Source organism: Janthinobacterium lyxosi, assembly GCF_051380665.1.
In the GTDB taxonomy this organism is placed as follows: Bacteria; Pseudomonadota; Gammaproteobacteria; order Burkholderiales; family Burkholderiaceae_D; genus Janthinobacterium.
Genome location: NZ_JBNYXM010000035.1, coordinates 1 through 21,540, shown reverse-complemented (window position 1 = coordinate 21,540; position 21,540 = coordinate 1). Strand labels below are relative to the sequence as shown.

General features: G+C 63.3%; 22 protein-coding genes, 4 tRNA genes and 1 riboswitch. Of the genes, 14 read left to right on the top strand and 12 right to left on the bottom strand.

The annotated features are described in order from the left end of the window. Positions 1-62: 62 nt before the first annotated feature. The 8 genes from ACQ4WP_RS24960 to glyA form a co-directional block, all read right to left on the bottom strand. Positions 63-632 (bottom strand): GspH/FimT family protein, encoded by a 570-nt coding sequence (locus ACQ4WP_RS24960; RefSeq protein WP_436525350.1) that lies wholly within the window; start codon positions 630-632, stop codon positions 63-65. A gap of 3 nt (positions 633-635) precedes the next feature. After that, positions 636-1,127, bottom strand: a complete 492-nt coding sequence (locus ACQ4WP_RS24955; RefSeq protein ID WP_436525348.1) for a type IV pilin protein — start codon at positions 1,125-1,127, stop codon at positions 636-638. Positions 1,128-1,215: 88 nt separating this feature from the next. Beyond that, positions 1,216-5,115: a pilus assembly protein gene (locus ACQ4WP_RS24950; protein WP_436525346.1), complete on the bottom strand. Its 3,900-nt coding sequence runs from the start codon at positions 5,113-5,115 to the stop codon at positions 1,216-1,218. Beyond that, on the bottom strand, positions 5,112-5,696 hold the full coding sequence (locus tag ACQ4WP_RS24945) for a pilus assembly PilX family protein (protein ID WP_436525344.1): 585 nt from the start codon (positions 5,694-5,696) through the stop codon (positions 5,112-5,114). The genes ACQ4WP_RS24950 and ACQ4WP_RS24945 overlap by 4 nt, the downstream gene beginning before the upstream one ends. A gap of 84 nt (positions 5,697-5,780) precedes the next feature. Further along, positions 5,781-6,749, bottom strand: a complete 969-nt coding sequence (locus tag ACQ4WP_RS24940) for a PilW family protein (protein WP_436525342.1) — start codon at positions 6,747-6,749, stop codon at positions 5,781-5,783. Positions 6,750-6,754: 5 nt separating this feature from the next. Next, a complete protein-coding gene (pilV, locus tag ACQ4WP_RS24935) occupies positions 6,755-7,339 on the bottom strand; it encodes a type IV pilus modification protein PilV (RefSeq protein ID WP_436525340.1) in 585 nt (194 codons plus the stop codon). Positions 7,340-7,570: 231 nt separating this feature from the next. Next, entirely contained in the window at positions 7,571-8,035 is a 465-nt protein-coding gene (nrdR, locus tag ACQ4WP_RS24930) for a transcriptional regulator NrdR (protein ID WP_071078724.1), read from the bottom strand. A 144-nt stretch (positions 8,036-8,179) separates the two neighbouring features. Then, a complete protein-coding gene (glyA, locus tag ACQ4WP_RS24925) occupies positions 8,180-9,427 on the bottom strand; it encodes a serine hydroxymethyltransferase (protein WP_102122545.1) in 1,248 nt (415 codons plus the stop codon). Positions 9,428-9,538: 111 nt separating this feature from the next. After that, a riboswitch (ZMP/ZTP riboswitch) is annotated at positions 9,539-9,665 on the bottom strand. A 315-nt stretch (positions 9,666-9,980) separates the two neighbouring features. Between glyA and ybgC the strand changes: the two genes are divergently transcribed. The 11 genes from ybgC (at position 9,981) to ACQ4WP_RS24870 (ending at position 16,250) form a co-directional block, all read left to right on the top strand. Next, the gene (ybgC, locus tag ACQ4WP_RS24920; RefSeq protein ID WP_099387060.1) at positions 9,981-10,382 is read left to right on the top strand and encodes a tol-pal system-associated acyl-CoA thioesterase; all 402 of its coding nucleotides are present in this window, start codon (positions 9,981-9,983) and stop codon (positions 10,380-10,382) included. A gap of 47 nt (positions 10,383-10,429) precedes the next feature. Then, positions 10,430-11,119 carry a protein TolQ gene (gene tolQ, locus ACQ4WP_RS24915; RefSeq protein WP_071324706.1) on the top strand — a complete coding sequence of 230 codons (690 nt, stop codon included), beginning with the start codon at positions 10,430-10,432 and terminating at the stop codon, positions 11,117-11,119. A 15-nt stretch (positions 11,120-11,134) separates the two neighbouring features. Then, positions 11,135-11,575: an ExbD/TolR family protein gene (locus ACQ4WP_RS24910; protein WP_242428498.1), complete on the top strand. Its 441-nt coding sequence runs from the start codon at positions 11,135-11,137 to the stop codon at positions 11,573-11,575. A 48-nt stretch (positions 11,576-11,623) separates the two neighbouring features. Continuing rightward, positions 11,624-12,613 (top strand): cell envelope integrity protein TolA, encoded by a 990-nt coding sequence (gene tolA, locus ACQ4WP_RS24905; RefSeq protein ID WP_436525336.1) that lies wholly within the window; start codon positions 11,624-11,626, stop codon positions 12,611-12,613. 5 nt (positions 12,614-12,618) lie between these two features. Next, a complete protein-coding gene (gene tolB, locus ACQ4WP_RS24900; protein WP_436525384.1) occupies positions 12,619-13,887 on the top strand; it encodes a Tol-Pal system beta propeller repeat protein TolB in 1,269 nt (422 codons plus the stop codon). A 43-nt stretch (positions 13,888-13,930) separates the two neighbouring features. Next, entirely contained in the window at positions 13,931-14,452 is a 522-nt protein-coding gene (pal, locus tag ACQ4WP_RS24895; RefSeq protein WP_034786578.1) for a peptidoglycan-associated lipoprotein Pal, read from the top strand. A 134-nt stretch (positions 14,453-14,586) separates the two neighbouring features. Then, entirely contained in the window at positions 14,587-15,345 is a 759-nt protein-coding gene (gene ybgF / locus ACQ4WP_RS24890) for a tol-pal system protein YbgF (RefSeq protein WP_436525333.1), read from the top strand. 67 nt (positions 15,346-15,412) lie between these two features. Next, positions 15,413-15,488 (top strand) — tRNA-Lys (locus tag ACQ4WP_RS24885). A gap of 88 nt (positions 15,489-15,576) precedes the next feature. Continuing rightward, positions 15,577-15,652 (top strand) — tRNA-Lys (locus tag ACQ4WP_RS24880). A gap of 144 nt (positions 15,653-15,796) precedes the next feature. Further along, positions 15,797-16,000, top strand: coding sequence for a type II toxin-antitoxin system RelB family antitoxin (gene relB, locus ACQ4WP_RS24875; RefSeq protein ID WP_436525331.1), 204 nt, complete (start codon positions 15,797-15,799; stop codon positions 15,998-16,000). A 13-nt stretch (positions 16,001-16,013) separates the two neighbouring features. Next, a complete protein-coding gene (locus ACQ4WP_RS24870; RefSeq protein ID WP_436525329.1) occupies positions 16,014-16,250 on the top strand; it encodes a type II toxin-antitoxin system RelE/ParE family toxin in 237 nt (78 codons plus the stop codon). Positions 16,251-16,282: 32 nt separating this feature from the next. On the opposite strand, the gene ACQ4WP_RS24865 is transcribed toward ACQ4WP_RS24870, so the two are convergent. Next, positions 16,283-17,413, bottom strand: a complete 1,131-nt coding sequence (locus ACQ4WP_RS24865) for an acyltransferase family protein (protein ID WP_436525327.1) — start codon at positions 17,411-17,413, stop codon at positions 16,283-16,285. A 122-nt stretch (positions 17,414-17,535) separates the two neighbouring features. Then, on the bottom strand, positions 17,536-17,877 hold the full coding sequence (locus ACQ4WP_RS24860) for an ArsR/SmtB family transcription factor (RefSeq protein WP_436525325.1): 342 nt from the start codon (positions 17,875-17,877) through the stop codon (positions 17,536-17,538). Between the two features lie 106 nt (positions 17,878-17,983). On the opposite strand from ACQ4WP_RS24860, the gene ACQ4WP_RS24855 reads away from it, so the two are divergent. Beyond that, positions 17,984-19,072: an NADH:flavin oxidoreductase/NADH oxidase gene (locus tag ACQ4WP_RS24855; RefSeq protein ID WP_436525323.1), complete on the top strand. Its 1,089-nt coding sequence runs from the start codon at positions 17,984-17,986 to the stop codon at positions 19,070-19,072. Here the strand turns inward: ACQ4WP_RS24855 and ACQ4WP_RS24850 are convergent. Both ACQ4WP_RS24850 and ACQ4WP_RS24845 read right to left on the bottom strand, forming a co-directional pair. Next, on the bottom strand, positions 19,066-20,565 hold the full coding sequence (locus ACQ4WP_RS24850; protein ID WP_436525321.1) for an MDR family MFS transporter: 1,500 nt from the start codon (positions 20,563-20,565) through the stop codon (positions 19,066-19,068). The two genes, ACQ4WP_RS24855 and ACQ4WP_RS24850, sit on opposite strands and share 7 nt — an antisense overlap. Further along, complete coding sequence (locus ACQ4WP_RS24845; protein ID WP_436525319.1) at positions 20,562-21,020, bottom strand: MarR family winged helix-turn-helix transcriptional regulator; 459 nt, start codon at positions 21,018-21,020, stop codon at positions 20,562-20,564. Before ACQ4WP_RS24845 ends, ACQ4WP_RS24850 begins: the two co-directional genes overlap by 4 nt. Positions 21,021-21,140: 120 nt before the next feature. Here ACQ4WP_RS24845 and ACQ4WP_RS24840 point away from each other — a divergent pair. Further along, positions 21,141-21,216: transfer RNA gene (locus ACQ4WP_RS24840), tRNA-Lys, on the top strand. Between the two features lie 78 nt (positions 21,217-21,294). Continuing rightward, positions 21,295-21,370 (top strand) — tRNA-Lys (locus ACQ4WP_RS24835). Positions 21,371-21,540 lie beyond the last annotated feature (170 nt).

Sequence of the window (21,540 nt, the reverse complement as noted above, 5' to 3'; positions counted from 1 at the left end):
GCCATCGATATCGTTGAGTATTTCCACGGGCTTCTTTGATAGTGAGTGATAGGTGAGTCGGGTTAGGAACTGTCGGCCACGCCGCTGCAATTGGCCGCCTGCTGCTGCGGGTCGCACACGCGCACCCTGCCCAGCATGTTGATTTTAATATGGCGCACCTGCTTTCCCAAAGCCAGGGATAGCGTCCCCCAGCGCGCCGCCAGGCTATTGGTCGCGCTGCAACTGCGTCCTGCGCCATTGTAGGCGATATAAAACGGCGCCGTGGCCGATGAAAACGCGAACTGGGCCGTGACGCCCGCCGGCAGCGGTCCCTGGCGGAACAGCAATTCGTCGCCATCGTCGAACGCCAGGTTGGCATTGCGGTCGATGAATACCAGCCAGCCCGTGCCCCAGTCCGTGCCGCCGGGCCCGGCCGGCATCAGCAGCACGCGCTGTCCGCGCGCCATCGCCTGCGCCCGCGTCAACTCGATGGCCGAAAACAAGTCCGTGGCCGCCGCGCGCACCTGCTGGCGCGCCAGCAAGTGCTGCAAGCCGGGCATGGCAGCGGCCGCCAACAGCGCGGCCATCGCCAGCACGGCCAGCAATTCGAGCAAGGTATGCCCCGTCCGGGGTGGACGCTTGCGCGTAGTCATGGCCTAGGGCCAGCAATGGCTGGCGGGGCCGCTGCTGCCGCGCTGACCCGTGCTGCTCAAGGAGAGGACGCCGCAATCGGCATCCTTGAACTGCGCATCGACCTTGGACGTGCCCGGCATGGCACGCAACAGCACGCATTGCCCGATCGTCATGCCGGGACAGGCCAGCGCCTCGATTTCATACGCGCTGCCGGCCGCGCTGGCAGCCGGCCCGTCGCCGGACCACCACGGAAATGGCGGCGCCGGCGAGGCCGAGGAAAATGCCAGATAGTGATTGTTTTGCGAATAATAGCGTTCCTGCTGCTGCATCAGCCGCAGCAGGGCCGCCTGCCCCTGCACGCGCTTGGCGCGCACGACATGTCCATGGTAGGCGGGCACGGCCAGCGCCAACAGCAGGCTCATGATCGCCAGCGCGGCCAGCAGTTCGATCAGGCTGAAGCCAGGGAGGCCACCACCGTTTGCAGCGGACCCATTCCGCCTTGCCAGCGCACCCATGCGACGTCCCTCCTCTGAAAAAAGCGCCAGCCGATGCGATGCGCCGGCCTTTGCATCTTTAACTTTCAGCACGCCAACCATACCCCGCCTATTTCTTCTTGGCCGCCTCGTGCAATTCGCGCCAGTTCGCCACTTCGCGCCAGCTGAGGCGCCGGGCCGGCAGCGGTGCGCTGACGACCTTGAGTCCCGCCCCGCTGGCCGTACCGGGCAAGCCCGGTTGCAGCACGGCCAGTTCCTTGCGGCCTTCGGCTCGCCCTGCCGCCGTCGCGGCGCCCACCGTGCTGTTCAGTTCCAACGCCAGTGGCGGCGCGCGCGCCAGGCCGTCGAACAAACGCCCCGTCTGCGCGCCCGCCTGCACGACACCGTCACCATCGGCGGCAAAGCCGCTCAGCACATCGAGCACGTACAGGCGCGTGGCCGGTTTGGCGCAAGGATCGCGTCCCGGCAGGACGGTATTGAACAGCACCTTGCCGGCGGCCAGTACGGGACTGCTGACGCTGCGTTCGCCCGTCTGCGCGGTATTCAAAAAATCGAGGTACCAGCCGCGCAAGGCGTCGCTGCCCGTATAGCGCAGCTCGGCGCCGTCGACGCGCATGCCGCCCACCGCCTCGCCCAGGCTGCGCTGCTCCAGGTCGGCCCGGCTGCGCGTGGGCGAGCTTGCCCGCAAATCGTCGTGCACGGCATAAAACGACTGCGGCAGGAAGGCGGCAGGCCAGGTATCGGCCGCTTCGACCAGCTTGCCCGTGCCGAACAGCAGCACATAGCCGCCACCGGGCGCGTAGGCCACGTTCAGCTGCTGCGTCACAGGCTGGCGCTGGCCCTGCGCATCGCGCGCAACAAACACGAGCTTGCGTCCCTGGCCATCCTTCCACGGCGGCCCGCCAGCCATGTCGAGACGCCAGATGTTGCCCTGCAAATCGCCCGCATACATATACTCCAGCGCACCGTCGCCGCCCGGCACCATGGCGGGCGGGCCCAGCGCGTGGGGGATGACATCGGCGCCCGCATCCCCATCGCTTTCATGGCCTCCGCCGCTGGCCACAGGCACCTTGAGCCGGAAGTAATTACTTCCCGACACCCAGGGCGTGCCGGGCGCCTTGTCCAGCGCCAGCAGGAAGATGGCGGCGGCCGATGCGGGCGCCGTCGTGTCTTTGCCATCGTTCACATGGTTGTTGTAGCCGCTGGCGACGATGGCAACATCGCGATAGGCCGGCGCGCCCTCCTTGCCGCCCATGTTGATACGGGCAAAGACGGGCGGCGCGCGCACATTGCCCATGAACTTATCGTCACGATCCGTAAATTCCCACAGCGCCCCGTCTTGCGCGAAACGCGCCGGATCGGTGATATCGAGCGCAAACACGCCTTGCGCCCCGCCGCCCATGCCCGACACCAGCACGGTCTTCCAGCGTCCCAGCACCAGCACTTCCGCCGTGGCCGCGGCGCCGTCGAGCAGCGGGCCGGGGCTGTAGTGAGTGCTCGCAGCGGCTGGCGCAAGGTGCAGCAACGCTTGCGGCAGATAGGCAAACACTTCGCTGCCCGTGCGTGCATCGAACGCATGCAGCAAGCCGTCGTTGGCGCCCAGGTACAGCATTCTGCGCCGCTGCAGCAACACCTTGTGGTGCAAGCCATAGCCGGCACCCGGCATGCCCAGCCCCGGCGCACCCACGTACAGCAGATTGCCATGCGGCGCGGCGCCCAGGTTGCCTGCACGGCGCCGCAGGAAGCCGCCTGGCTGGCCCACCTCGTGCGTGCGCTGGCCCAGCAGATACGCCAGGCGCGCTTCTCCTTGGCCCGCTTGGCCATCGCCGCCGTCGAACGCGCCGCGCTGCGCTGCGTCGAGGCGCTTCCAGGCCAGCGGCATCAGGGCGCCCTTGGCGTCGAGCGTGTAGACGGGACGCAAGGCCATGGACGTTCCATCTGGCACGAGCTTATCCTGGCCGCCGGCGCGCCACCATGGCTTGCCAGGAAGCAGTGCGCCAGCGGCACCCACGGCAAACGCGGTGCGCGACAAGGTCATGCTGCCATCGGCCAGGCGCATCTGCGTCTGGAACCAGTATGCCTCTTCCACGCCGCTGGCCAGCGCCATCAGGGCTGGTCCTGCGAGCGTCGCCGGCAAGCTGCCCTTGTCGGCGGCCGCAAAAGCTGCGCGCAATCCCGCGATCAGGGCGGCCGGATCGCTGCCGGGCAGGTAATGGCTAGGCCAGCGGCCATCGAGGCTCCATTCCTCCAACGCGCTGCCCGTCGCGCTCTTGTAGGGGTTGGCGTCGCCGTTCGCATCGAGAAAGCCGCCATATTTGGCCGCCAACAATAAGGGAGTGGCGGCGGGCACGCCGGCCGGATCGCCCTGGCGCAAGTCGCCCGCATAGTGCTCGACCTTTGCAACGCCGTCGTTCTTGGCGCCAGGACGCAGCGCCTGCACATGCGACCAGTAGGCCAGGCCCGCCGCATGGTAACTGGCGCCACCGGCCCCATAGCCCAACAGTTCCAATGCCGCCAGTTCAGGCCGTGGCGCGGGATTGCCCTGCGCGCCGCCGCTTTCCAGGCTGCCCACCGCATGCGTCCAGGCCATCGCATCGAACGGCGGTGGCGCAAAGCCATCCGCGGCGCGTGCACGGTCGCCGTTTGATGCGGGAGTCGCCGGAACATTGCCGGGTACGTAACGGTCGCCCGCCATGCCCGCATCGCCCAGGCTGACAACGATGTGGCGCTGGCAGCTGGCCGTCTGCGGGTCGCTCCACGCAATCACGACCGGCAAGCCGTCGTCGATGGCAGGCGGGGCCGTGGCGGGCGGGGTTGTGGCAGGCGCGGCGCTCGCTTGCCGTCCCTGCAGGTAGCGCAGCGATTCGTACAGCAATTCAGCCAGCGGCGCCGCCCTGGCATACACGCCCGGATACCCCGCTTTGCTGCGGCCCAGGCCATTGATGTAAGCGGTCACCCCGCTGCCAGGCCCCGCAGCTTGGGCTATATATACGCCAGTGGCGGGATTCCACTCGGCGTCGGCATTGTCTTGCGGCAAAAAATCGGGCGCCGCCCAGCGCTGCCTGCCCACGTGGGCCAGCGGCGCGCGCAGTACGCCGCCATACACGGGGCCGGCGCTGGCGGGCATGCCGTTCAAGTGGCCAAACACGCCCACGCGCACCCTGCCGCCATGGCGCTGCACGGCACCCACCGGCTTGTAGTTCTTGCCATACGCCAGGCACAAGTCGTCGCGCAGCGGTCCCTCATCGGCGTCACACACGCACACGCGCGCGAGGAATACGCCGTGCGTGGCAGCAAAGCCTGGCGCGTCGCAACTGCCGCCCGCAGACTGGCCGAGGCTGGCATCGCCGAACAGCAGGCGGTTACGACAGGAAACGATGGCCAGTTGCGCCAGCGCAAACGGCGTCGCCGCCGCCACGTCGGCCTGCAAGACCTTGCGCGGAAAAAAGGCGGGGTGGGCAAAGAAATCGATGGGGCCGTCGGCGTCGGGCAGCCAGGCGCGCTGCAGCACCGTCTTGCGCACTTCGTCGATGACGCGGTCGCCGCCCGTCAAGGCATAGCGCACGATGTCGAGCATGCTGGTGCTGGCCCAGTTGAGAAAGTTGCCGCTGAAACTGTCGCCGCCGCAGCCGTGCAGCGCATCGGCCGGTTTCAGCACGGAGAAGTAAGCGGTCGCTACGCGCAAGTCCGGCAGCATGGCGCCATCCTTGCTGCGATACGGATAGCTGTAGCACATGCGCGCATGGAAGTAACCGGCGTACTCGCGCTGCGGCGCATAGTCGCCCCCATGCGCGGCAGCAGCGGCCGCATGCGTAAGGGACAGGTTGAGCAGCAGATTCGGCGGCACGCGCGCGCCATGCAGCCCCGCGTCGGCACGCGCCAGTTCCACCGTGGGGACGGCAGCGAAGGCACCGCCGCAAGTCAGGAAAACCAGACAGACCAGCAGCGTCAGCCAGACGCGGCCTGCGTGCCGCAACGCGGACGACAAAGCGGACCACGGCGCCCTCATGGCACCGCTCCGGCCGCATGCTTTCGATAATAACTTTGCAGCACGACTTGCGTGCTTTCCTGCGCGCCAAAACCGATGGCCGTGATGCGGTACACATAGCTTTCCGTGGCCAGGCCGCCGGCCACGGCCGTGGCCTGCGCGCCGGGTGGGTGAAACGGCAGCAATTCAATGAGGTAACGGGGCCGGCGCGACGGCAGAAAACCCTGCCCCGTTTGCATGACGGCGCCCGTGAACTGGCCATATGGCACGGCGCGGCTCCCCCCTTCGGCGCCATCGAGGTCCATACTTAACCAGAGCGCCGGCGCGTCCGGGGCTGCGGGCAGGCACAGGCCGAGTGCGCCTCCCTCGCCACAGCCGTCCGCGAACCCGGCCGCACTGCCTGGTGCGAAGAGGCTGCTACGCCCCGGCGCGCCAGGCAAGCCTTCGATATCGTCCTGCGCATCCACCAATGCCTCCTCCGCCGCCTGAAACGCGATCTGCCGGTCGCGCTCGCCGCGTGCCGCCTTTTCGCCCTGCAAGGCGATCTGCGCCGCCGATATGCCCAGCAGCAAGATGATCACCAGCAGGCACAGCACATACACGAGGGTGGCGCCACCGTGACGTACACGAGCTGCGCACCAAGGTTCGCAACAGCGGACACCCGCGCCAGCCATCGCGCCGCCCGCCTAGGTCGGCCCGTTGCGCAGCATGATGCTCGTCTGCACCAGTTGCCGCAGCCTGGAGCGCGTTGCGGCGGGCAAGGACGCGCGCGCGATGCGCACGCCCGTGTCACCGGCGCCGTGCGCCTCGGCATACGCCTTGCCGAACAGGTCGAACTGTGCCGGCCCCAGTTCCGCTATCTTGTCCAGCTGGCCCGCCTCGCCATGCAACAGCAGCGCCACGCGCACGCTGGCCACGCGCTTCCAGTGCGTGCGGCGGTGAAAATCGCGCTGACGTGCGGCCGCATCCGCGCCCGCCAGCAACAGCGCCGCATCGTAGGCGTCGAGCGCGCTGGCATTGACATAGCGGTTCGCCACGCCGTCGGGCGGCGTATCCGTATCGAGGCCATACAGCACCTGAAAACCGTCAACACCGCGGATGATGGCGTCCGCGCCCCAGCCGTTCGCGCCACGATATTTGCAGCGCAGCTCGCCCTCGCCATCGGCGCCCTGCGCCACGTAGAAAATGCTCCAGCCCCGCTGCACCTCCGTTTGCGCGGCGCCCACGCCAAAGCCGGCGCAATTGAGCACGGAACCGTCGCCGCCCTCTTCCTTGCCGGCGCCGTAATAGCGCAGGGCCAGCACATCGCTGCCATGCAGGGCGCCGGGTAGCGCGCCGCTGATGCCCTCGCTGTTCTTGCCCAGGCTGTGCGCGTCGAGCCCGGCGATATTCGCGCTGTCATGCGCCGCATGGGCAACGGGCGCGGCGCTGCTGTCCCAGTTCACATATGCCGTCTGGCGCACGGCCCGGGCGATGGTATCGAGCGCATAGCGGCCGTTGTCGTCCAGGCGCGCACTGGCGGACTGGTCGCCATAGCTGCCGCTGGCCGCCAGCAGCATGGTGCTGGCCGCCAGCATCAGCAGCGCACCCAGCGACAGGGCCACCAGCAATTCGACCAGGCTCATGCCGCGCTGCCGGTGCCATGCGATAGGCATGCCATTCATGCACCGCCTCCCCCCAGCTGGAATGCCAGCCTGGGCAGCAACTCGCCTGCCGCATTCACGGCGGGCGAGCCATCTGGCAGGCGGGCGCGCCAGCCCAGCTTGATGACGATGGGCGCGCCCTTGCCGCCACTGCAGGCCCAGTGCAAGCCCTGGGCGGCAGCGTCCCACGCGGGAGCATCGCGGCAGATATGCAGGCGCGCGCCGGGCAAGGCCGATTGCAGCTGCTGTTTCCACTCGGCGATGTCGAACTGCGCCAGCTGCGCCGCGCCGCAGGCGGCAGCGCCGAAACAGTCCGGCGCACCGCCGCCAGCGTCGGCGCCGTCCGCCGCCGCGTAGGCCACGTTCAGGTAGGGATTGCCCGTATCGGGGCCATGCATGAGCACGCTGTTCGCCCGCATGCGCTCGGCCATGCCGGCGGCCAGTTGCACGCCAGCCGACAATAGCGCCGACTCATGGCGCGCGCGCAGGGAGCTCAGTTGCAGGATGCTGGCACCGAGCAGACCCAGCGCCAACAGCAGCAGCGACACCAGCACCTCGACGAGGCTGCTGCCATCCATGGGACCACGCGCGCCGCTATGCATGAGCTTCTCCTGCTGACAGAATCAAACCCGGACTGGAGCCGCACGAACGCCCGGCCCAGCTACACGATAGGCGCGCGCAAAAACGCAGGTATGAGGCAGCGCAAACGTCGCCGCGAAAAGGAGAAAAAGAAGGGGGAAAAAGCGCCTGGATTGATCAGGCGGCTTGCCAGGCGAGCGCTGGCGTGGTGAAAACAGGGCGCACGACCAGCCCCGTGTTCGACAATGTGAACGTCAGGGCTTGCTGCGCGCCTGCCCCACTTCGGCAATCGCATCCTGGAACTCGGCCAGGTCTTCGAAATTCTTGTAGACGGAGGCGAAGCGGATGTAGGCGATCTTGTCGAGACGCTTGAGTTCTTGCATGACCAGTTCGCCGATATAGCCGGAATCGACTTCGCGCAAGCCGCTGGTCAGCAATTTTTCCTGGATGGAGGCGATGGCCGTATCCACAGAGGCGGCCGCGACGGGACGCTTGCGCAAGGCCAGCATCAAACTGCCGCGCAACTTATCCGCAGCGAACTCCGTCCGGCTGCCATTCTTTTTGACGACGGCCGGCATGATAAGTTCAATGCGTTCGTAGGTGGTAAAACGCTTGTCGCATTTGCCGCAGCGGCGGCGGCGCCGAATGGCATCCCCTTCCTCCGATACGCGCGTATCGAGAACCTGGGTATCGCCATGCTGGCAAAATGGACATTTCATGGGCTGGCTACAACTTTATAGTAATAATTACGGGAAATCGCCGCCCTTGTACAAAGGGCGCCCGAATCACTCCGGGCGCCCTTGGGCACGACTGGAATGTGTCAGACAGAATCTTACTCCGTATGACACATTCTGGACAAATAATTATGCAGCGTACACAGGGTGCGCGTCGGCCAGTACTTTCACGGCCGCTTTGACGCGCTCGATGGTGGCGGCGTCATGCGGATTATCCAGCACGTCGGCGATCAGGTTGCCCACTTCTTCCGCTTGCGCTTCCTTGAAACCGCGCGTCGTCATCGCCGGGCTGCCCAGGCGGATGCCCGAGGTGACGAAGGGTTTTTGCGGGTCGTTCGGGATGCCGTTCTTGTTGCAGGTGATGTGCGCGGAACCGAGGATGGCTTCGGCTTCCTTGCCCGTCAGGTTCTTGGCGCGCAGGTCGACCAGCATGACGTGCGACTCGGTGCCGCCGGACACGATGCGCAGGCCGCGCTTGATCAGGGTTTTCGCCAGCACGTCGGCGTTCTTGATCACTTGCTTCTGGTATTCGACGAAGTCAGGGCTCAGCGCTTCCTTGAAGGCAACGGCCTTGCCGGCGATCACGTGCATCAGCGGGCCGCCCTGGATGCCAGGGAAGATGGCCGAGTTGATGGCTTTTTCGTGTTCAGCCTTCATCAGGATGATGCCGCCGCGCGGGCCGCGCAATGATTTGTGCGTGGTCGAGGTGACGAAGTCGGCGAACGGCACCGGGTTCGGGTACAGGCCGGCGGCGATCAGGCCCGCGTAGTGGGCCATGTCGACCATGAAGTAGGCGCCCACTTCCTTGGCGATCTTGCCGAAACGCTCGAAGTCGATCTTTTTCGAGAAGGCCGACGCGCCGGCGATGATCAGCTTAGGCTTGCGTTCGCGGGCCAGGCGTTCCATCGCCTCGTAGTCGATATCTTCTTCCGCCGTCAAACCATACGACACCACGTCGAACCATTTGCCGGACATGTTCAGCGGCATGCCGTGGGTCAGGTGGCCGCCTTCGGCCAGCGACATACCCATGATCAGGTCGCCTGGTTTCAGCATGGCAAAGAACACGCCCTGGTTCGCCTGCGAGCCGGAGTTCGGCTGCACGTTCGCGCATTCGGCACCGAACAGTTTTTTCACGCGGTCGATGGCCAGTTGTTCGGCGATGTCGACGAATTCGCAGCCGCCGTAGTAGCGCTTGCCCGGATAGCCTTCGGCATACTTGTTGGTCAGTTGCGAGCCTTGCGCTTCCATGACGGCTGGCGAGGTGTAGTTCTCCGACGCGATCAGTTCGATGTGGTCGTGCTGGCGCGTGTTCTCTTTTTGAATGACGGCGAACAATTCAGGATCGACGTTGGCGAGGGTATGATCTTTTGCAAACATGTAAAAACTCCAAGTATGAGGGTGCTTGTACTGGCAGGTTGGATCGAATGAGGGGAGCCGGCGTTAAGTGAATAACAACATTGGACAGGCAGCCTCTTCGTGCTTTTCCATAGTGGCTACCCAGGCGAACGGCTGATGAAAAATCTCACGTTTCCCGGTGGGTGCCCACCTTTCGCCGGTTTGCCGAACGCCACATTGTGGGGATCGCTCCGACTTTTCGCCAGTCACGTGAGACGTAATGGAAATCAAATTGTAAGTTAAGTGCCCAAATTGAGCAAGGAATGCAACCGTACAGCTATAATCGCCGCGCGCCACCGCAACCCGGGCACCGCCACGGGCCGCCTGGGAGTATGAATGCGGCGCTTAAGCTTGACTTAAACCTGACTGCGGCATGTAAGCGTATGTTACGAAGCTTGCCATTGTGCACCCTGGATTTACAATGCTGCGGTGCAACTTATATGCAGCTTTTGCATGGCTTTCCAGCAAGCGCCCACAGTCACAAGAAGAAAAATCGCGTAAAATGTTGCTCAATCTCACTACTGGCGCAATAAACATGCCTTCAGTCTTTACCTGGAACGTACGTGTCTACTATGAAGACACCGACGCCGGCGGCATCGTCTATTACGCAAACTACCTGAAATTCTTCGAACGCGCGCGCACCGAATGGCTGCGCGCCATCGACGTGGGCCAGCAGGCATTACTGGAACAGCATGACGCGATGTTCGTTGTCAAAAGCGTCAACGCCGACTATCATGCGCCAGCCAGGCTCGATGACACGGTAAGATTAACCTTAAGCATAGAAAAAATGGGGCGCGCCTCCATCGTTTTCCTGCAGCAAGCCTGGTGCGGCGACCGCCTGCTGAACACGGCCCGCGTCAAGATCGGCTGCGTCGACTCGGCACTGCGCCCGCGCGCCGTGCCTGATGCAGTGGCGGCCCGCATGCGCGCCGCCTGAGCCCTACCCGCCACCCCCGGACAATTCACCCAACAGACTGCCAGCCAATGAACGTTACACAAGATCTTTCTTTCCTCGCGCTCATCTCCAATGCCCATTTGATCGTGCAACTGATCATGGCCCTGCTGCTGCTGATTTCCCTGACCAGCTGGACCTACATTTTCCGCAAGATGTTTGCCGTGCGCCAGGCGCGCAAACAAACCATCGAATTTGAACGCAGCTTCTGGGCCGGCGGCAACCTGCATGCGCTGCATCAAAGTGCCAACGGCAACCGCGACCAGAGTGGCGCGCTGGCGCGCATCTTCGATGCCGGCATGGGCGAATTCATCAAGGGCAAGGCTTCCTACGGTTCGCGCGAAGCGCTGGACGTCGGCGCCGTGCTCGACGGCGCCCGCCGCGCCATGCGCGCCGCCTTCCAGCGTGAAATGGACGTGCTCGAATCGCACCTGGCCTTCCTCGCCTCCGTCGGCTCCGTCTCGCCCTACATCGGCCTGCTGGGCACCGTGTGGGGCATCATGAACGCCTTCCGCGGCCTGGCCAACGTGCAGCAAGCCACCCTGGCCGCCGTCGCGCCCGGCATTGCCGAAGCGCTGATCGCCACCGCCATCGGCCTGTTCGCGGCGATTCCCGCCGTCGTCGCCTACAACCGTTTTTCGCATGACATCGACCGCCTGGCGATCCGCTTCGAGAGCTTCGTCGAGGAATTCTCCAACATCTTGCAGCGCCAGTCGCGCTAAGAGGGAGCAGCGTCCATGGGTTCCTCATTCAATAGCGGCGGCATGCGCGGTGGCCGTGGCCGCAAGTTCAAGTCCGAAATCAACGTCGTGCCGTACATCGACGTGATGCTGGTGCTGCTGATCATTTTCATGGTGATGCCATCGTCGAACAATCCCAGCGTGGTGAACTTGCCCAACGCGGAAAGGTCGGCCAAACCGCCCGATGACTATATTCAAATCGTGCTGAAACCGAATGGTTCGCTGTCGATCGGCGTCATCGGCAAGGAACAGCTGTCGCCGGAAACGGAACCGAACCGCGACGCCCTGCTGCGCAAGCTGCGCGGCTTGCACGAGAGCAATCCCGACTATCCCGTGATGATTGCGGGCGACAAGGAAAGCAAGTACGACGATGTGATCCAGCTCATCTCTGAAGCGAAAAAGATGGGCATTACCCGCGTCGGCCTGGCCACCAAGTAAGCACAGCACCCTGTTTCCAGACTTGACCGTTTTTAGATAGACCAGACTTTGCAGACCAAACAAATCGACCATGTACTCGGCAAGCCCTACAGCGTGCCGCGCGAACGCAGCCGCTGGCCCTCGCTGGGCCTGGCGCTGGCGATGCACCTTGGCCTGCTGTTTTTCCTGTGGGTAGGCGTACACTGGCAAAATACGGAACCTGTCGCCGTCGAAGCGGAAGTGTGGGACATGCAGGTGCAGACGGCCGCGCCGCCGCCCGACGTGGCGACGCAGCCGGAGCCGACACCGGCGCCGCCGCCGGAACCGCAAGTGGAGCAGCCGGCCCCGCCGCCACCGCCGCCAGTGGCAGCGCCCGAACCGAAGGTCGACCTGCGCGAGGCGGAGATCGCCCTGGAACGCAAAAAGGCCAAGCTGAAAGAAGAGAAAGCGGCAGCGGAAGAACGCCGCAAGCAGGAATTGAAGGAACGCGAGGAAGAAAAGCGCGAACTGGAAAAACAGAAGCAGAAAGAAAAAGACAAGGCTGACAAGCTGGAGAAAGCAAAGGAAGCCAAAGAAAAAGAAAAAGCGGCGGAAGAAAAAGCCGAGAAAGAACTGTCCGACAAAAAAGCGGCGGCGGAAAAAGCTGCCAAGGCGAAAAAAGCGGCGGAAGAGAAAAAAGCCGTCGACAAGGCGCGTGCTGCTGAAATGAGTCGCATCACGGGTGCGGCAGGCGCCGGCACAACGGGCACGGCCGCGAAAGCGACCGCGCCACGCAAGGACAGCGGCTATGTCGCTGCCCTGACGAGCAAGATCAAGAGCAATATCGCGTACAGCGGTAGCACGGACGTGCCGGGCAACCCGCGCGCCGTGTTCAAGATCGAGCAACTGCCAACTGGGGAAATTATTTCGGTCCGAAAGATTAAAAGTAGCGGCCTGCCGGCGTATGACAGCTCGGTGGAAAACGCCATTAATAAATCGTCGCCACTGCCGAAGAAAAAAGACGGCACCGTGGAACGCGAGATTGAACTCATATTCGAGATGAAGGATTTGCCTAAATGATGACCATGAAAAAAATGAGCTATGTCGTGCTCTGCGCCAGCCTCATGCTGGGAGCGTCAAGCGCCCAGGCGCAGCTGCGCGTGGAGATTACAGGGATCGGCAGCAACCAGATCCCGGTGGCTGTCGCCAGCTTTGTCAATGAATCGGCGGCGCCGCAATCGCTGTCGGGCATCATCAAGGCCGACCTGGCGCGCAGCGGCGTGTTCAAGCTGATCGACGCCGATGCGCCCGTATCGGAAACGGCGCCCGTCAGCTACGACCAATGGAAGTCGCGCGGCGCCGATGCGCTGGCGGCCGGCACCGTGCAAAGCATGGCCGACGGCCGCCTGGACGTGCGCTACAAGCTGTTCGACACCATCAAGGGCGCGCAGATATCCAGCATGAACAATGCGGCAGCGCCGCAGTTCAACCGCCTGCTGGCGCATAAAATTGCCGATGACATCTATGAAAAGCTGACGGGCGTCAAAGGCGCGTTCGCCACGCGCATCGCCTACGTCACGCAATCGGGCCGCGAATACCGCCTGGAAGTGGCCGACGCCGATGGCGAAGGCATCCAGGTCGCCCTGCGCTCGAACGAGCCGATCATTTCGCCGTCGTGGTCGCCGGACGGCACCAAGGTGGCGTATGTCTCGTTTGAAAAGAAAAAGCCCATCGTCTACGTGCAAAACCTGGTAACGCGCCAGCGCACCATCGTGTCGAATGAAAAAGGCAGCAATTCGGCGCCGAGCTGGAGCCCGGACGGTTCGCGCCTGGCCGTGGCCCTGTCGCGCGATGGCCATACCCAGGTCTATACCGTCAATGCCGACGGCAGCGGCTTGCGCCGCGTCAGCAGCAGCAGCGGCATCGATACCGAACCCCAATTCTCGGCCGATGGGCTAAGCATTTACTTCACCAGCGATCGCAGCGGCGGACCACAGATTTACCGCATGTCGGTCAGCGGTGGCGAAGCCAAGCGCGTGACGTTTGGCGGCTCCTACAACATCAGCCCGCGGATTTCCTCCGACGGGAAGACTCTCGCTTATATTTCCCGTCGCGACGGCAATTTCCAGCTCTACGCGCTCGACCTGGCTAGTGGCCAGGAACTGCGCCTGTCGGACACCGCCAACGACGAATCACCGAGCTTTTCGCCCAACGGGAAATATATCATGTACGCGACCGAATCCGGACGACGCAAGTCGCTGGCAGTGGTATCGGTGGATGGCCGCGTCAAACAGCGTTTGACTACGCAAGCTGGCAATATCAAGGAGCCCACCTGGGGTCCTTTCATGAAGTAAATGCTGTACAGTTTCACCTTTAACCATGACCCGGAGAATAAAAATGAGTAACTTTAAAAGTTTGGCTTTCATCGCCGCTACCGCAGCCCTGCTGTCCGCCTGCAGCACCCCAGTCAAAGTAGCAGAAACCCCAGTGGTTGAGCGCGCTCCTGAAAAAGTCGTTGCACCAGTTGACACCCGTCAAGTTCAGCCAGTGACGACCGCATCGGTCGATCCACTGGACGATCCAAAAGGCGTGCTGGCTAACCGCAGCATCTACTTCGACTTCGACAAGTACGTCGTGCGCGAAGCGGACACTCCAGTCGTGCAAAACCACGCTGGCTACCTGGTGAAAACGCCTAGCCGCAAGATCCTGATCCAAGGTAACACCGATGAACGCGGTGGCGCTGAGTACAATCTGGCCCTGGGCCAGAAACGTGCTGAAGCCGTGCGCAAGTCGATGGCCGCCCTGGGCGTGCCAGAAGGCCAAATGGAAGCCGTGTCGCTGGGCAAAGAAAAGCCTAAAGCTCAAGGCAGCAACGAAGCAGCATGGGCTGAAAACCGCCGCGCTGACATCGTTTATTGATGTTCATGGGTGAGCGCCGCAGCATTGACGCTTACCTAACTGGCCAGTCATAGGCATAATAATGGGGCGCAGCGCGGTGATTCACCGCCCGGCGCCCCGTTTGCATGTTTGCGTAACCTTTGAAAGCCCGACCCATGATGACATTCTCGAAAGCCGGCGTCGCCGCCGCCTTGATGGCCGCGTTTGCCTACCTGCCCCTGCACGCCAACGCCGCCCTGTTCGACGACGATGAAGCACGCAAGGCCATCCTGGAGCTGCGCGCCAAGGTCGACGCCATGGCGCGCGACCTGAACAGCCGCATCGATGCCAAGGCGGACAAGACCAGCACCTTGAGCCTGATCAACCAGCACGACCAGACCATGCAAGAGATCGCCCGCCTGCGCGGCCAGATCGAAGTACTGGGCAACGACCTGGCGAACACGCAAAAGCGCCAGAAGGATTTCTACACCGATATCGACGCGCGCCTGCGCAAGCTCGAACCGCGCCAGGTCACCATCGATGGCCAGGAAGCGGCCGTGGGCGTGTCCGAGCAAAGCGCGTATGAAACGGCGTTCGGCCTGTTCAAGTCGGGCGACTACAAGGGTGCCGTCACGGCCCTGGACGCCTTCGTGAAGCGCTACCCGGAATCGGCCTACGCGGCCAACGCGCAATACTGGCTGGGCAACGCCTATTACGCCCAGCGCGACTGCAAGAGCGCCATCACGGCCCAGCAGGCAGTGCTGAAACACTACCCGGACAGCCCGAAGGCGCCCGACGCCATGCTCAACATCGCCAGCTGCTACACGGAGCTGAAAGACAAGCCGAACGCGACCAAGACGCTGAACGCCCTGATCTCGCGCTACCCGGACTCCAGCGCGGCCCAGGCCGCCAAGGAACGGGGCGGCAAAAAGTAAAAGCGGGGAAAAAATTGCCCGTTAGGTTTGACAGAATCCCGGGCACCCCCTATAATCTTCCTTCTTCGGGTCGTTAGCTCAGCTGGTAGAGCAGCGGACTTTTAATCCGTTGGTCGCAGGTTCGAATCCCGCACGGCCTACCACGAATACGCAGTACTGATCTGCTTGCGAGTTGTTCTAGCAAGCATTTTTTTACGGCACAGTGTTACCGAAGTTGTTGTACAAGTTTTTGGGTCGTTAGCTCAGCTGGTAGAGCAGCGGACTTTTAATCCGTTGGTCGCAGGTTCGAATCCCGCACGGCCTACCAAATACTATGAAGAAGCCAACCGTTCGCGGTTGGCTTTTTTGTTTTTCAGCAGCATCACTTGCACGGGATGCCATCGCTGACACAAATCAAACACCCCACCACTTGCGATACGCCTCTGTCGGACTGTCGTATAATCAGATAATCATGAACGGCACCCCATCCTCGACCACGTCCGAATTTGAGACAACGGAAGCAGCCGAAACCTATGACCACTGGTTTCGTGCAAAGGCATTGGCATCACTAAATGATGACCGCCCAGCCCATCCACATGAAACGGTCATGGCGCAACTGAGGAAAATCGTCGCAGCCCAGCCTGATGACCATGCTGCCGATTCTATGGAAGGCTGAAGCGCAGTGAGATTTGACCGCGATCCTCACTTACATCGCGCAGCGCAACCAGCCAGCAGCACTTCAGCGTTACAACGATATCGACAACGCTATTTCACAACTTCCAAATCATCCTCACCTATACCGAACCGGTAGAGTTGTCGGCACGCGTGAACTGGTTGCCCATCCAAACTATGTCGTCGTATATCGCGTTGCAGCGAGCGCAATAGAAATTCTTGCCGTCATGCATACACGGCAACTATATCCTTAATCCCCTCCTCCCGGCATATCGGAAACCAGTCCTTAACGCGACACCAACGCCGGCCTCCCGGCCAGATGCGCCACCACCCCACCCATCACCCGCCCCAGCGGCACCTCCACCCAGCGGTGAAACGCGGCCCCGGCCGCCAGGCTGGCGCCCCAGGCGGTCAGCATGCCCAGCGCCTGCCACGCCGGTTCGAGCGGCACATACGTGATAAACAAGGCATTCACCAGCAGGCTGACAGGGAAGTGGACGAGGAATACGGCATACGAGATGCGCCCCAGGGCGTTGATGATGCGCCAGGCGCCGCCCTGCGAAGGCGTGCGGGCACGGCCGAACAGGAACAGGGCGCAGGCGACGATCAGCGCCAGGGCGATGCGGCTGCGGTAATCGACGGCCAGGGCCAGCAGGACGGGCACGGCGGCCATGGCCATGAGCGTGGTCATGGCACCGGGCTTGCGCCTGGGGTCGCTGGCCCACCAGGCCAGCATGCCGAGGCCATAGCTGCCGAAGAAATACGGCGCCCAATTGTCCCAGTCCGCGTCCAGGTTGAAGTACAGCAAGGAAAAGGTGATGCCCACGGTGACGGCCAATGGCATCAGCCAGTGCCCGCGCCGCTGGCCCGCCAGGGGGCCGCCCAGCAACAGCAGCGATACCGTCAGCAGGTACAGCTGGAAATCGATGGCCACATACCAAGCGCCGGCCGACAGCGATTCATAGCCCAGCACGCCGTGCAGCAGCAAGGCATGGGCGCTCAGCTGGCCCAGGGTGACGGCGGCCGACATGGAATCGTGCAGCATCCAGATGCCGGCCACAGGCGTAATGATGGCGGCGAGCAAGGTGGCGGCCAGGAAAGGCGGCGCCAGCTTGGCATAGCGGCGCCAGATGGCTTGCAAGGGGGTGGCGATGCCGGGATGGCCGGCGGGAGAGAGGGATTTGGCGACCAGAAAGCCGCCGATGACGAGAAACACTTGCACGGCGATGCGCGCGCTGCCGCCCAGCCAGTCCAGCAACTCGGGCCACAGGGGCCGCACATAGTCGGACATGGGTCCGTAAAACGCCAGGTGGTGCAACACGATCAATTGCGCCGCGCCTGCCTTTAAACCATTGATCCAGCCAAACTGCGGACGCTTTGCCAGGTCCGCCTGAGATACCGCTGCTGCTGCCGTCATTCCCATCCCTTGCCGTGCCAGGTAGTGTCGCCAGCCCATCGCGCAACAGGCGCGCGGCTGAGGATTTACCGAAAGGCCGATATCATAGCCGAGCCTGGAAGATGGCGGGGCACGGCAGGCGGCTAAGCTGCCGGCTTTTCCGCCTCCGGTGGCTCGGGCGCCAATGGCTGCTGCGCCAGGATGGCGTCCAGCAAACCGGGGAAGCGGCTCTCGATATCGGCGCGGCGCAGGGTGTTCATGTGCGTCGTACCCGCGTTTTCCGTGTAAACCAAGCCCGCTTCGCGCAAGACCTTGAAATGGTGGGAAACGGTCGATTTCGGCCGTCCGCCGTCGAGGTCGCCACAGGCGGCCGCGTCAACTCTGGCCAGGTGGCGCACGATGTCGAGGCGAATGGAATCGCTCAAGGCGTAGAGCACGCGCTCGAGGACGAATTCGCTGGCGGGAGGATGTTTATGTGGGCGCATGAGCAGAATCATACAGCATGCGCTATACTAATTCCATTCTTCGAATATTTACGAACTACCGAATCAGCATTTCCCTATATTTTCATCAACACACACAAAGGCCACCATGTCCGCCCTCTTCCAACCCTTCAGTCTTAAAGACATCACCCTGCGCAACCGCATCGCCGTGCCGCCCATGTGCCAGTACATGGCCGTCGATGGCCAGGCCAACGACTGGCATCTGTCGCATTACGCGGGCATGGCGCGCGGCGGCGCGGGCCTGGTGATCGTCGAAGCGACGGCCGTGGCGCCGGAAGGGCGCATCACGCCCGGCTGCACGGGCATCTGGAACGATGACCTGGCGCAAGCCTTCGTGCCTGTTGTGAAAGCCATCAAGGCGGCCGGCTCCGTGCCCGGCATCCAGATCGCCCACGCGGGCCGCAAGGCCAGCGCCAACCGCCCATGGGAAGGCGACGACCATATCGCTGAAGGCGATGCGCGCGGCTGGCAAACCATCGCCCCGTCCGCCATCGCCTTTGGCGGCGGCCTGCCGAAAGTGCCGCGCGCCATGGACCTCGACGATATCGCCCGCGTGCAACAGAACTTCGTCGACGCGGCCGTGCGCGCCCGCGAAGTGGGCTTTGAATGGCTGGAACTGCACTTCGCCCACGGCTATCTGGCGCAAAGCTTCTTTTCCACCCATTCGAACCAGCGCGACGACATCTATGGCGGCAGCCTGGAAAACCGCAGCCGCTTCCTGCTGGAAACATTAAAGGCCGTGCGTGCAGTATGGCCCGAGCACCTGCCGCTGACCATCCGCTTTGGCGTGCTGGAATTCGATGGCCGCGACGAGCAGACCCTGCTCGAATCGATCGGCCTGGTGCGCCAGTTCAAGGATGCGGGCATGGATATGCTCAGCGTCAGCATGGGCTTCACCATTCCCGACGTGTCGATTCCCTGGGGTCCGGCCTTCATGGGCCCGATCGCCGAGCGCGTCCGCCGCGAAGCGGGTGTGCCGGTTTCGTCCGCCTGGGGCTTCGGCACGCCAGCCATCGCCGAGCGTGTCGTCAAGGAAGAACAGCTGGACGTGGTGATGGTGGGCAAGGCGCACCTGGCCAATCCGCACTGGGCATACTTTGCCGCCAAGGAACTTGGCGTGGAGCGCGCCTCGTGGACCCTGCCCGCGCCCTACGCGCACTGGCTGGAACGCTATTGATCGTCCTTGACCGTTGCCGGATGCCCCTCCAGGGGCAGTTCCGGCAGAAACAGCAGGAAAACCAGCCCCAATAGCAGCAGCACGGCGCCGGCGCCAAACACGCTGGCGATCGCATGGCGGTAAACCTCGACCGTCTGCGCCGCCGCGTGCGCACCCAGCGCCGAGACGGCTTCCACGCCATGCTGGTGCAACTGGTGCGCAAGGATGGCGCCGGAGGCCGTCACGCCCAGCAAACCGCCCAATGAGCGGAAAAAGGCCAGCATGGCCGTGCCCACGCCGCGCCGTGCCAGGGGCAAGGCATTTTGCACGGCAATCGTCATGTTCGGCATCACCAGTCCCAGCCCCGTGCCCAGGAAGAAGATGGCCGGCTCGATGATCCAGTAACCGCGCGACGTTGCCATGGCCCAGGCCAGCACGGCAAACGCCAGCAGCGCCACAGCTAATCCCGCCACCTGCACCATCTTGTACTTGCCCGAGCGCGACAGCACCCGGCCGTTGAACATCGACGAGGCCACCAGCCCCACCATCATCGCCACCGTCATCACGCCCGATTCGGCGGGACTGGTGCCCATCACCAGCTGGAAGAACAGGGGGAAGAAGACGCTGGCGCCCATCAGGCCCATGAAAGTCACGGCCATCACCAGGCTGGCGATATTGAAGGTGCGGTTTTCGAACAGGTCGGGCGGCAGCACGGGTTCATCCACGCGCCCCACGTGGAACGCCAGCCAGATCCCCAGCAGCACGGCGACACCGCCGCACACCTTGATGGCCAAGGAATCCCACGGCCACTCCGTGCCGCCCAGCGCCAGCACCAGCAGGGCCGCCGTGATGGCGCCCGTCAGCAATGCCGACCCCAGGTAGTCGATCTTGTGCGCATGCGTGCGTACGGGTTTACGCATGGCGCGCGCGATGATGACAAAGGCGGCCGTGCCGATGGGCAGGTTGACAAAGAAAATCCAGTGCCACGACAAGGCATCCGTGATCACGCCGCCCAGCACGGGCCCCAGCACGCTGGTGACGGCAAACACGATGGGCACCATGCCTTGCCGCTTGCCCCGCTCGGCCGGCGGCACGATGTCGCCGATGATGATTTGCGCCAGCGGCATGAAGCCGCCCGCGCCCAGGCCCTGGATGGCGCGGAAAATGATCAGTTCCGTCATGTTCTGCGCCAGAGCGCACAGCACGGAACCAAGCAAAAAGGTCAGCAAGGCAGTAAAGATCATGGGGCGGCGGCCATACTGGTCGGCCAGCTTGCCGTACAGGGGCATGGTGGCCGTCGAGGCCAGCACATACGCCGTGACCACCCACGACAAATGCGCCATGCCGCCCAGGTCATCGACGATGCGCGGCAAGGCCGTGGCAACGATGCTCTGGTCCAGCGCACCAAGGCCCAGCACGGCCATCAGGCCCAGATAGATGGCGCGCACTTCGCGCTCGGTGACGGGTTTGGCAGCGTCTTTTTCCGCGCCGGCGGCGTGATCGTGGCCGCTCATGCCTGGCCAATCTCAAGCAGCGGCTGCATGGCGGCGGCCAGCGCATCGATCTGCTGCGGCGACAGGCGGGCGATGCGCCGCGCCAGCGCATCACGGCGGCGCGCGCGCAGGGTCTCGAGGATGGCCAGGCCTTGCGCGGATACGTGCAGACCCGAACGGCGCCGGTCTTGCGGATCGGGCGCGCTGCGCTCGACCAACCCCGCCTCGGCCAAAGACTTGACCTGCGCGCTGACGGTGGGCCCGCGCACATTCTGCAGCCGCGCCAGCGCGGCCACGCCGATGCCGGGCTGCTCGTGGATCAGCGCCAGCAGCATGTATTGCATCATCGATACGCTGCCCTCCAGCTCGCCCCCTTCGCGCTGCATGGAACGCAGCAGGCGCTTGAACGCCAGGCGCAAGTCATCGGACAGCGCCAGTGCGCGTGCGGGGATGGGAAAGTCTTCAGTATTGGGCATGGGCATATATAAATAGGTAGACTACCTACCCATATTAGACGGCACCCGCGCGCCACGCAAGGTTTTTTTCCATCCCCGCCCTTCCCAAAACCGCCGTTGGCCGTCATAATAGCCGCCCTTGGGTCGTTAGCTCAGCTGGTAGAGCAGCGGACTTTTAATCCGTTGGTCGCAGGTTCGAATCCCGCACGGCCTACCAAGAATTTGTGGTTTGTTTGCAAGTCGTCATGGCAAGCATCACCGCACAGCGTTACCGCAGTAAGTAGTCAAAGTTTTTGGGTCGTTAGCTCAGCTGGTAGAGCAGCGGACTTTTAATCCGTTGGTCGCAGGTTCGAATCCCGCACGGCCTACCAAATACGTCAGGAAAGCCCACGAATTTCGGTTCGTGGGCTTTTTTTTGTTTCTGTGACCCGTCCTGGAATAAGTTGACACTTTTTCGACGCAAAGAAGGAGTGTCAAATGGAACAAGGGTTTAGGCGCAGCCAGCGCGATTACAGTCTGGCTTTTAAATTGAGCGTTGTCG

Coding starts and splice junctions, on each gene's coding strand:
- tolQ (WP_071324706.1), top strand. CDS start 10,430: ATGAACGTTACACAAGATCTTTCTTTCCTCGCGCTCATCTCCAATGCC.
- ACQ4WP_RS24910 (WP_242428498.1), top strand. CDS start 11,135: ATGGGTTCCTCATTCAATAGCGGCGGCATGCGCGGTGGCCGTGGCCGC.
- relB (WP_436525331.1), top strand. CDS start 15,797: ATGAACGGCACCCCATCCTCGACCACGTCCGAATTTGAGACAACGGAA.
- ybgC (WP_099387060.1), top strand. CDS start 9,981: ATGCCTTCAGTCTTTACCTGGAACGTACGTGTCTACTATGAAGACACC.
- ACQ4WP_RS24845 (WP_436525319.1), bottom strand. CDS start 21,020: ATGCCCAATACTGAAGACTTTCCCATCCCCGCACGCGCACTGGCGCTG.
- ACQ4WP_RS24940 (WP_436525342.1), bottom strand. CDS start 6,749: ATGCCTATCGCATGGCACCGGCAGCGCGGCATGAGCCTGGTCGAATTG.
- pilV (WP_436525340.1), bottom strand. CDS start 7,339: ATGCATAGCGGCGCGCGTGGTCCCATGGATGGCAGCAGCCTCGTCGAG.
- ACQ4WP_RS24850 (WP_436525321.1), bottom strand. CDS start 20,565: ATGAGCGGCCACGATCACGCCGCCGGCGCGGAAAAAGACGCTGCCAAA.
- tolB (WP_436525384.1), top strand. CDS start 12,619: ATGAAAAAAATGAGCTATGTCGTGCTCTGCGCCAGCCTCATGCTGGGA.
- glyA (WP_102122545.1), bottom strand. CDS start 9,427: ATGTTTGCAAAAGATCATACCCTCGCCAACGTCGATCCTGAATTGTTC.
- ACQ4WP_RS24865 (WP_436525327.1), bottom strand. CDS start 17,413: ATGACGGCAGCAGCAGCGGTATCTCAGGCGGACCTGGCAAAGCGTCCG.
- pal (WP_034786578.1), top strand. CDS start 13,931: ATGAGTAACTTTAAAAGTTTGGCTTTCATCGCCGCTACCGCAGCCCTG.
- ACQ4WP_RS24955 (WP_436525348.1), bottom strand. CDS start 1,127: ATGGGTGCGCTGGCAAGGCGGAATGGGTCCGCTGCAAACGGTGGTGGC.
- ACQ4WP_RS24960 (WP_436525350.1), bottom strand. CDS start 632: ATGACTACGCGCAAGCGTCCACCCCGGACGGGGCATACCTTGCTCGAA.
- nrdR (WP_071078724.1), bottom strand. CDS start 8,035: ATGAAATGTCCATTTTGCCAGCATGGCGATACCCAGGTTCTCGATACG.
- ACQ4WP_RS24950 (WP_436525346.1), bottom strand. CDS start 5,115: ATGAGGGCGCCGTGGTCCGCTTTGTCGTCCGCGTTGCGGCACGCAGGC.
- ybgF (WP_436525333.1), top strand. CDS start 14,587: ATGATGACATTCTCGAAAGCCGGCGTCGCCGCCGCCTTGATGGCCGCG.
- ACQ4WP_RS24855 (WP_436525323.1), top strand. CDS start 17,984: ATGTCCGCCCTCTTCCAACCCTTCAGTCTTAAAGACATCACCCTGCGC.
- ACQ4WP_RS24860 (WP_436525325.1), bottom strand. CDS start 17,877: ATGCGCCCACATAAACATCCTCCCGCCAGCGAATTCGTCCTCGAGCGC.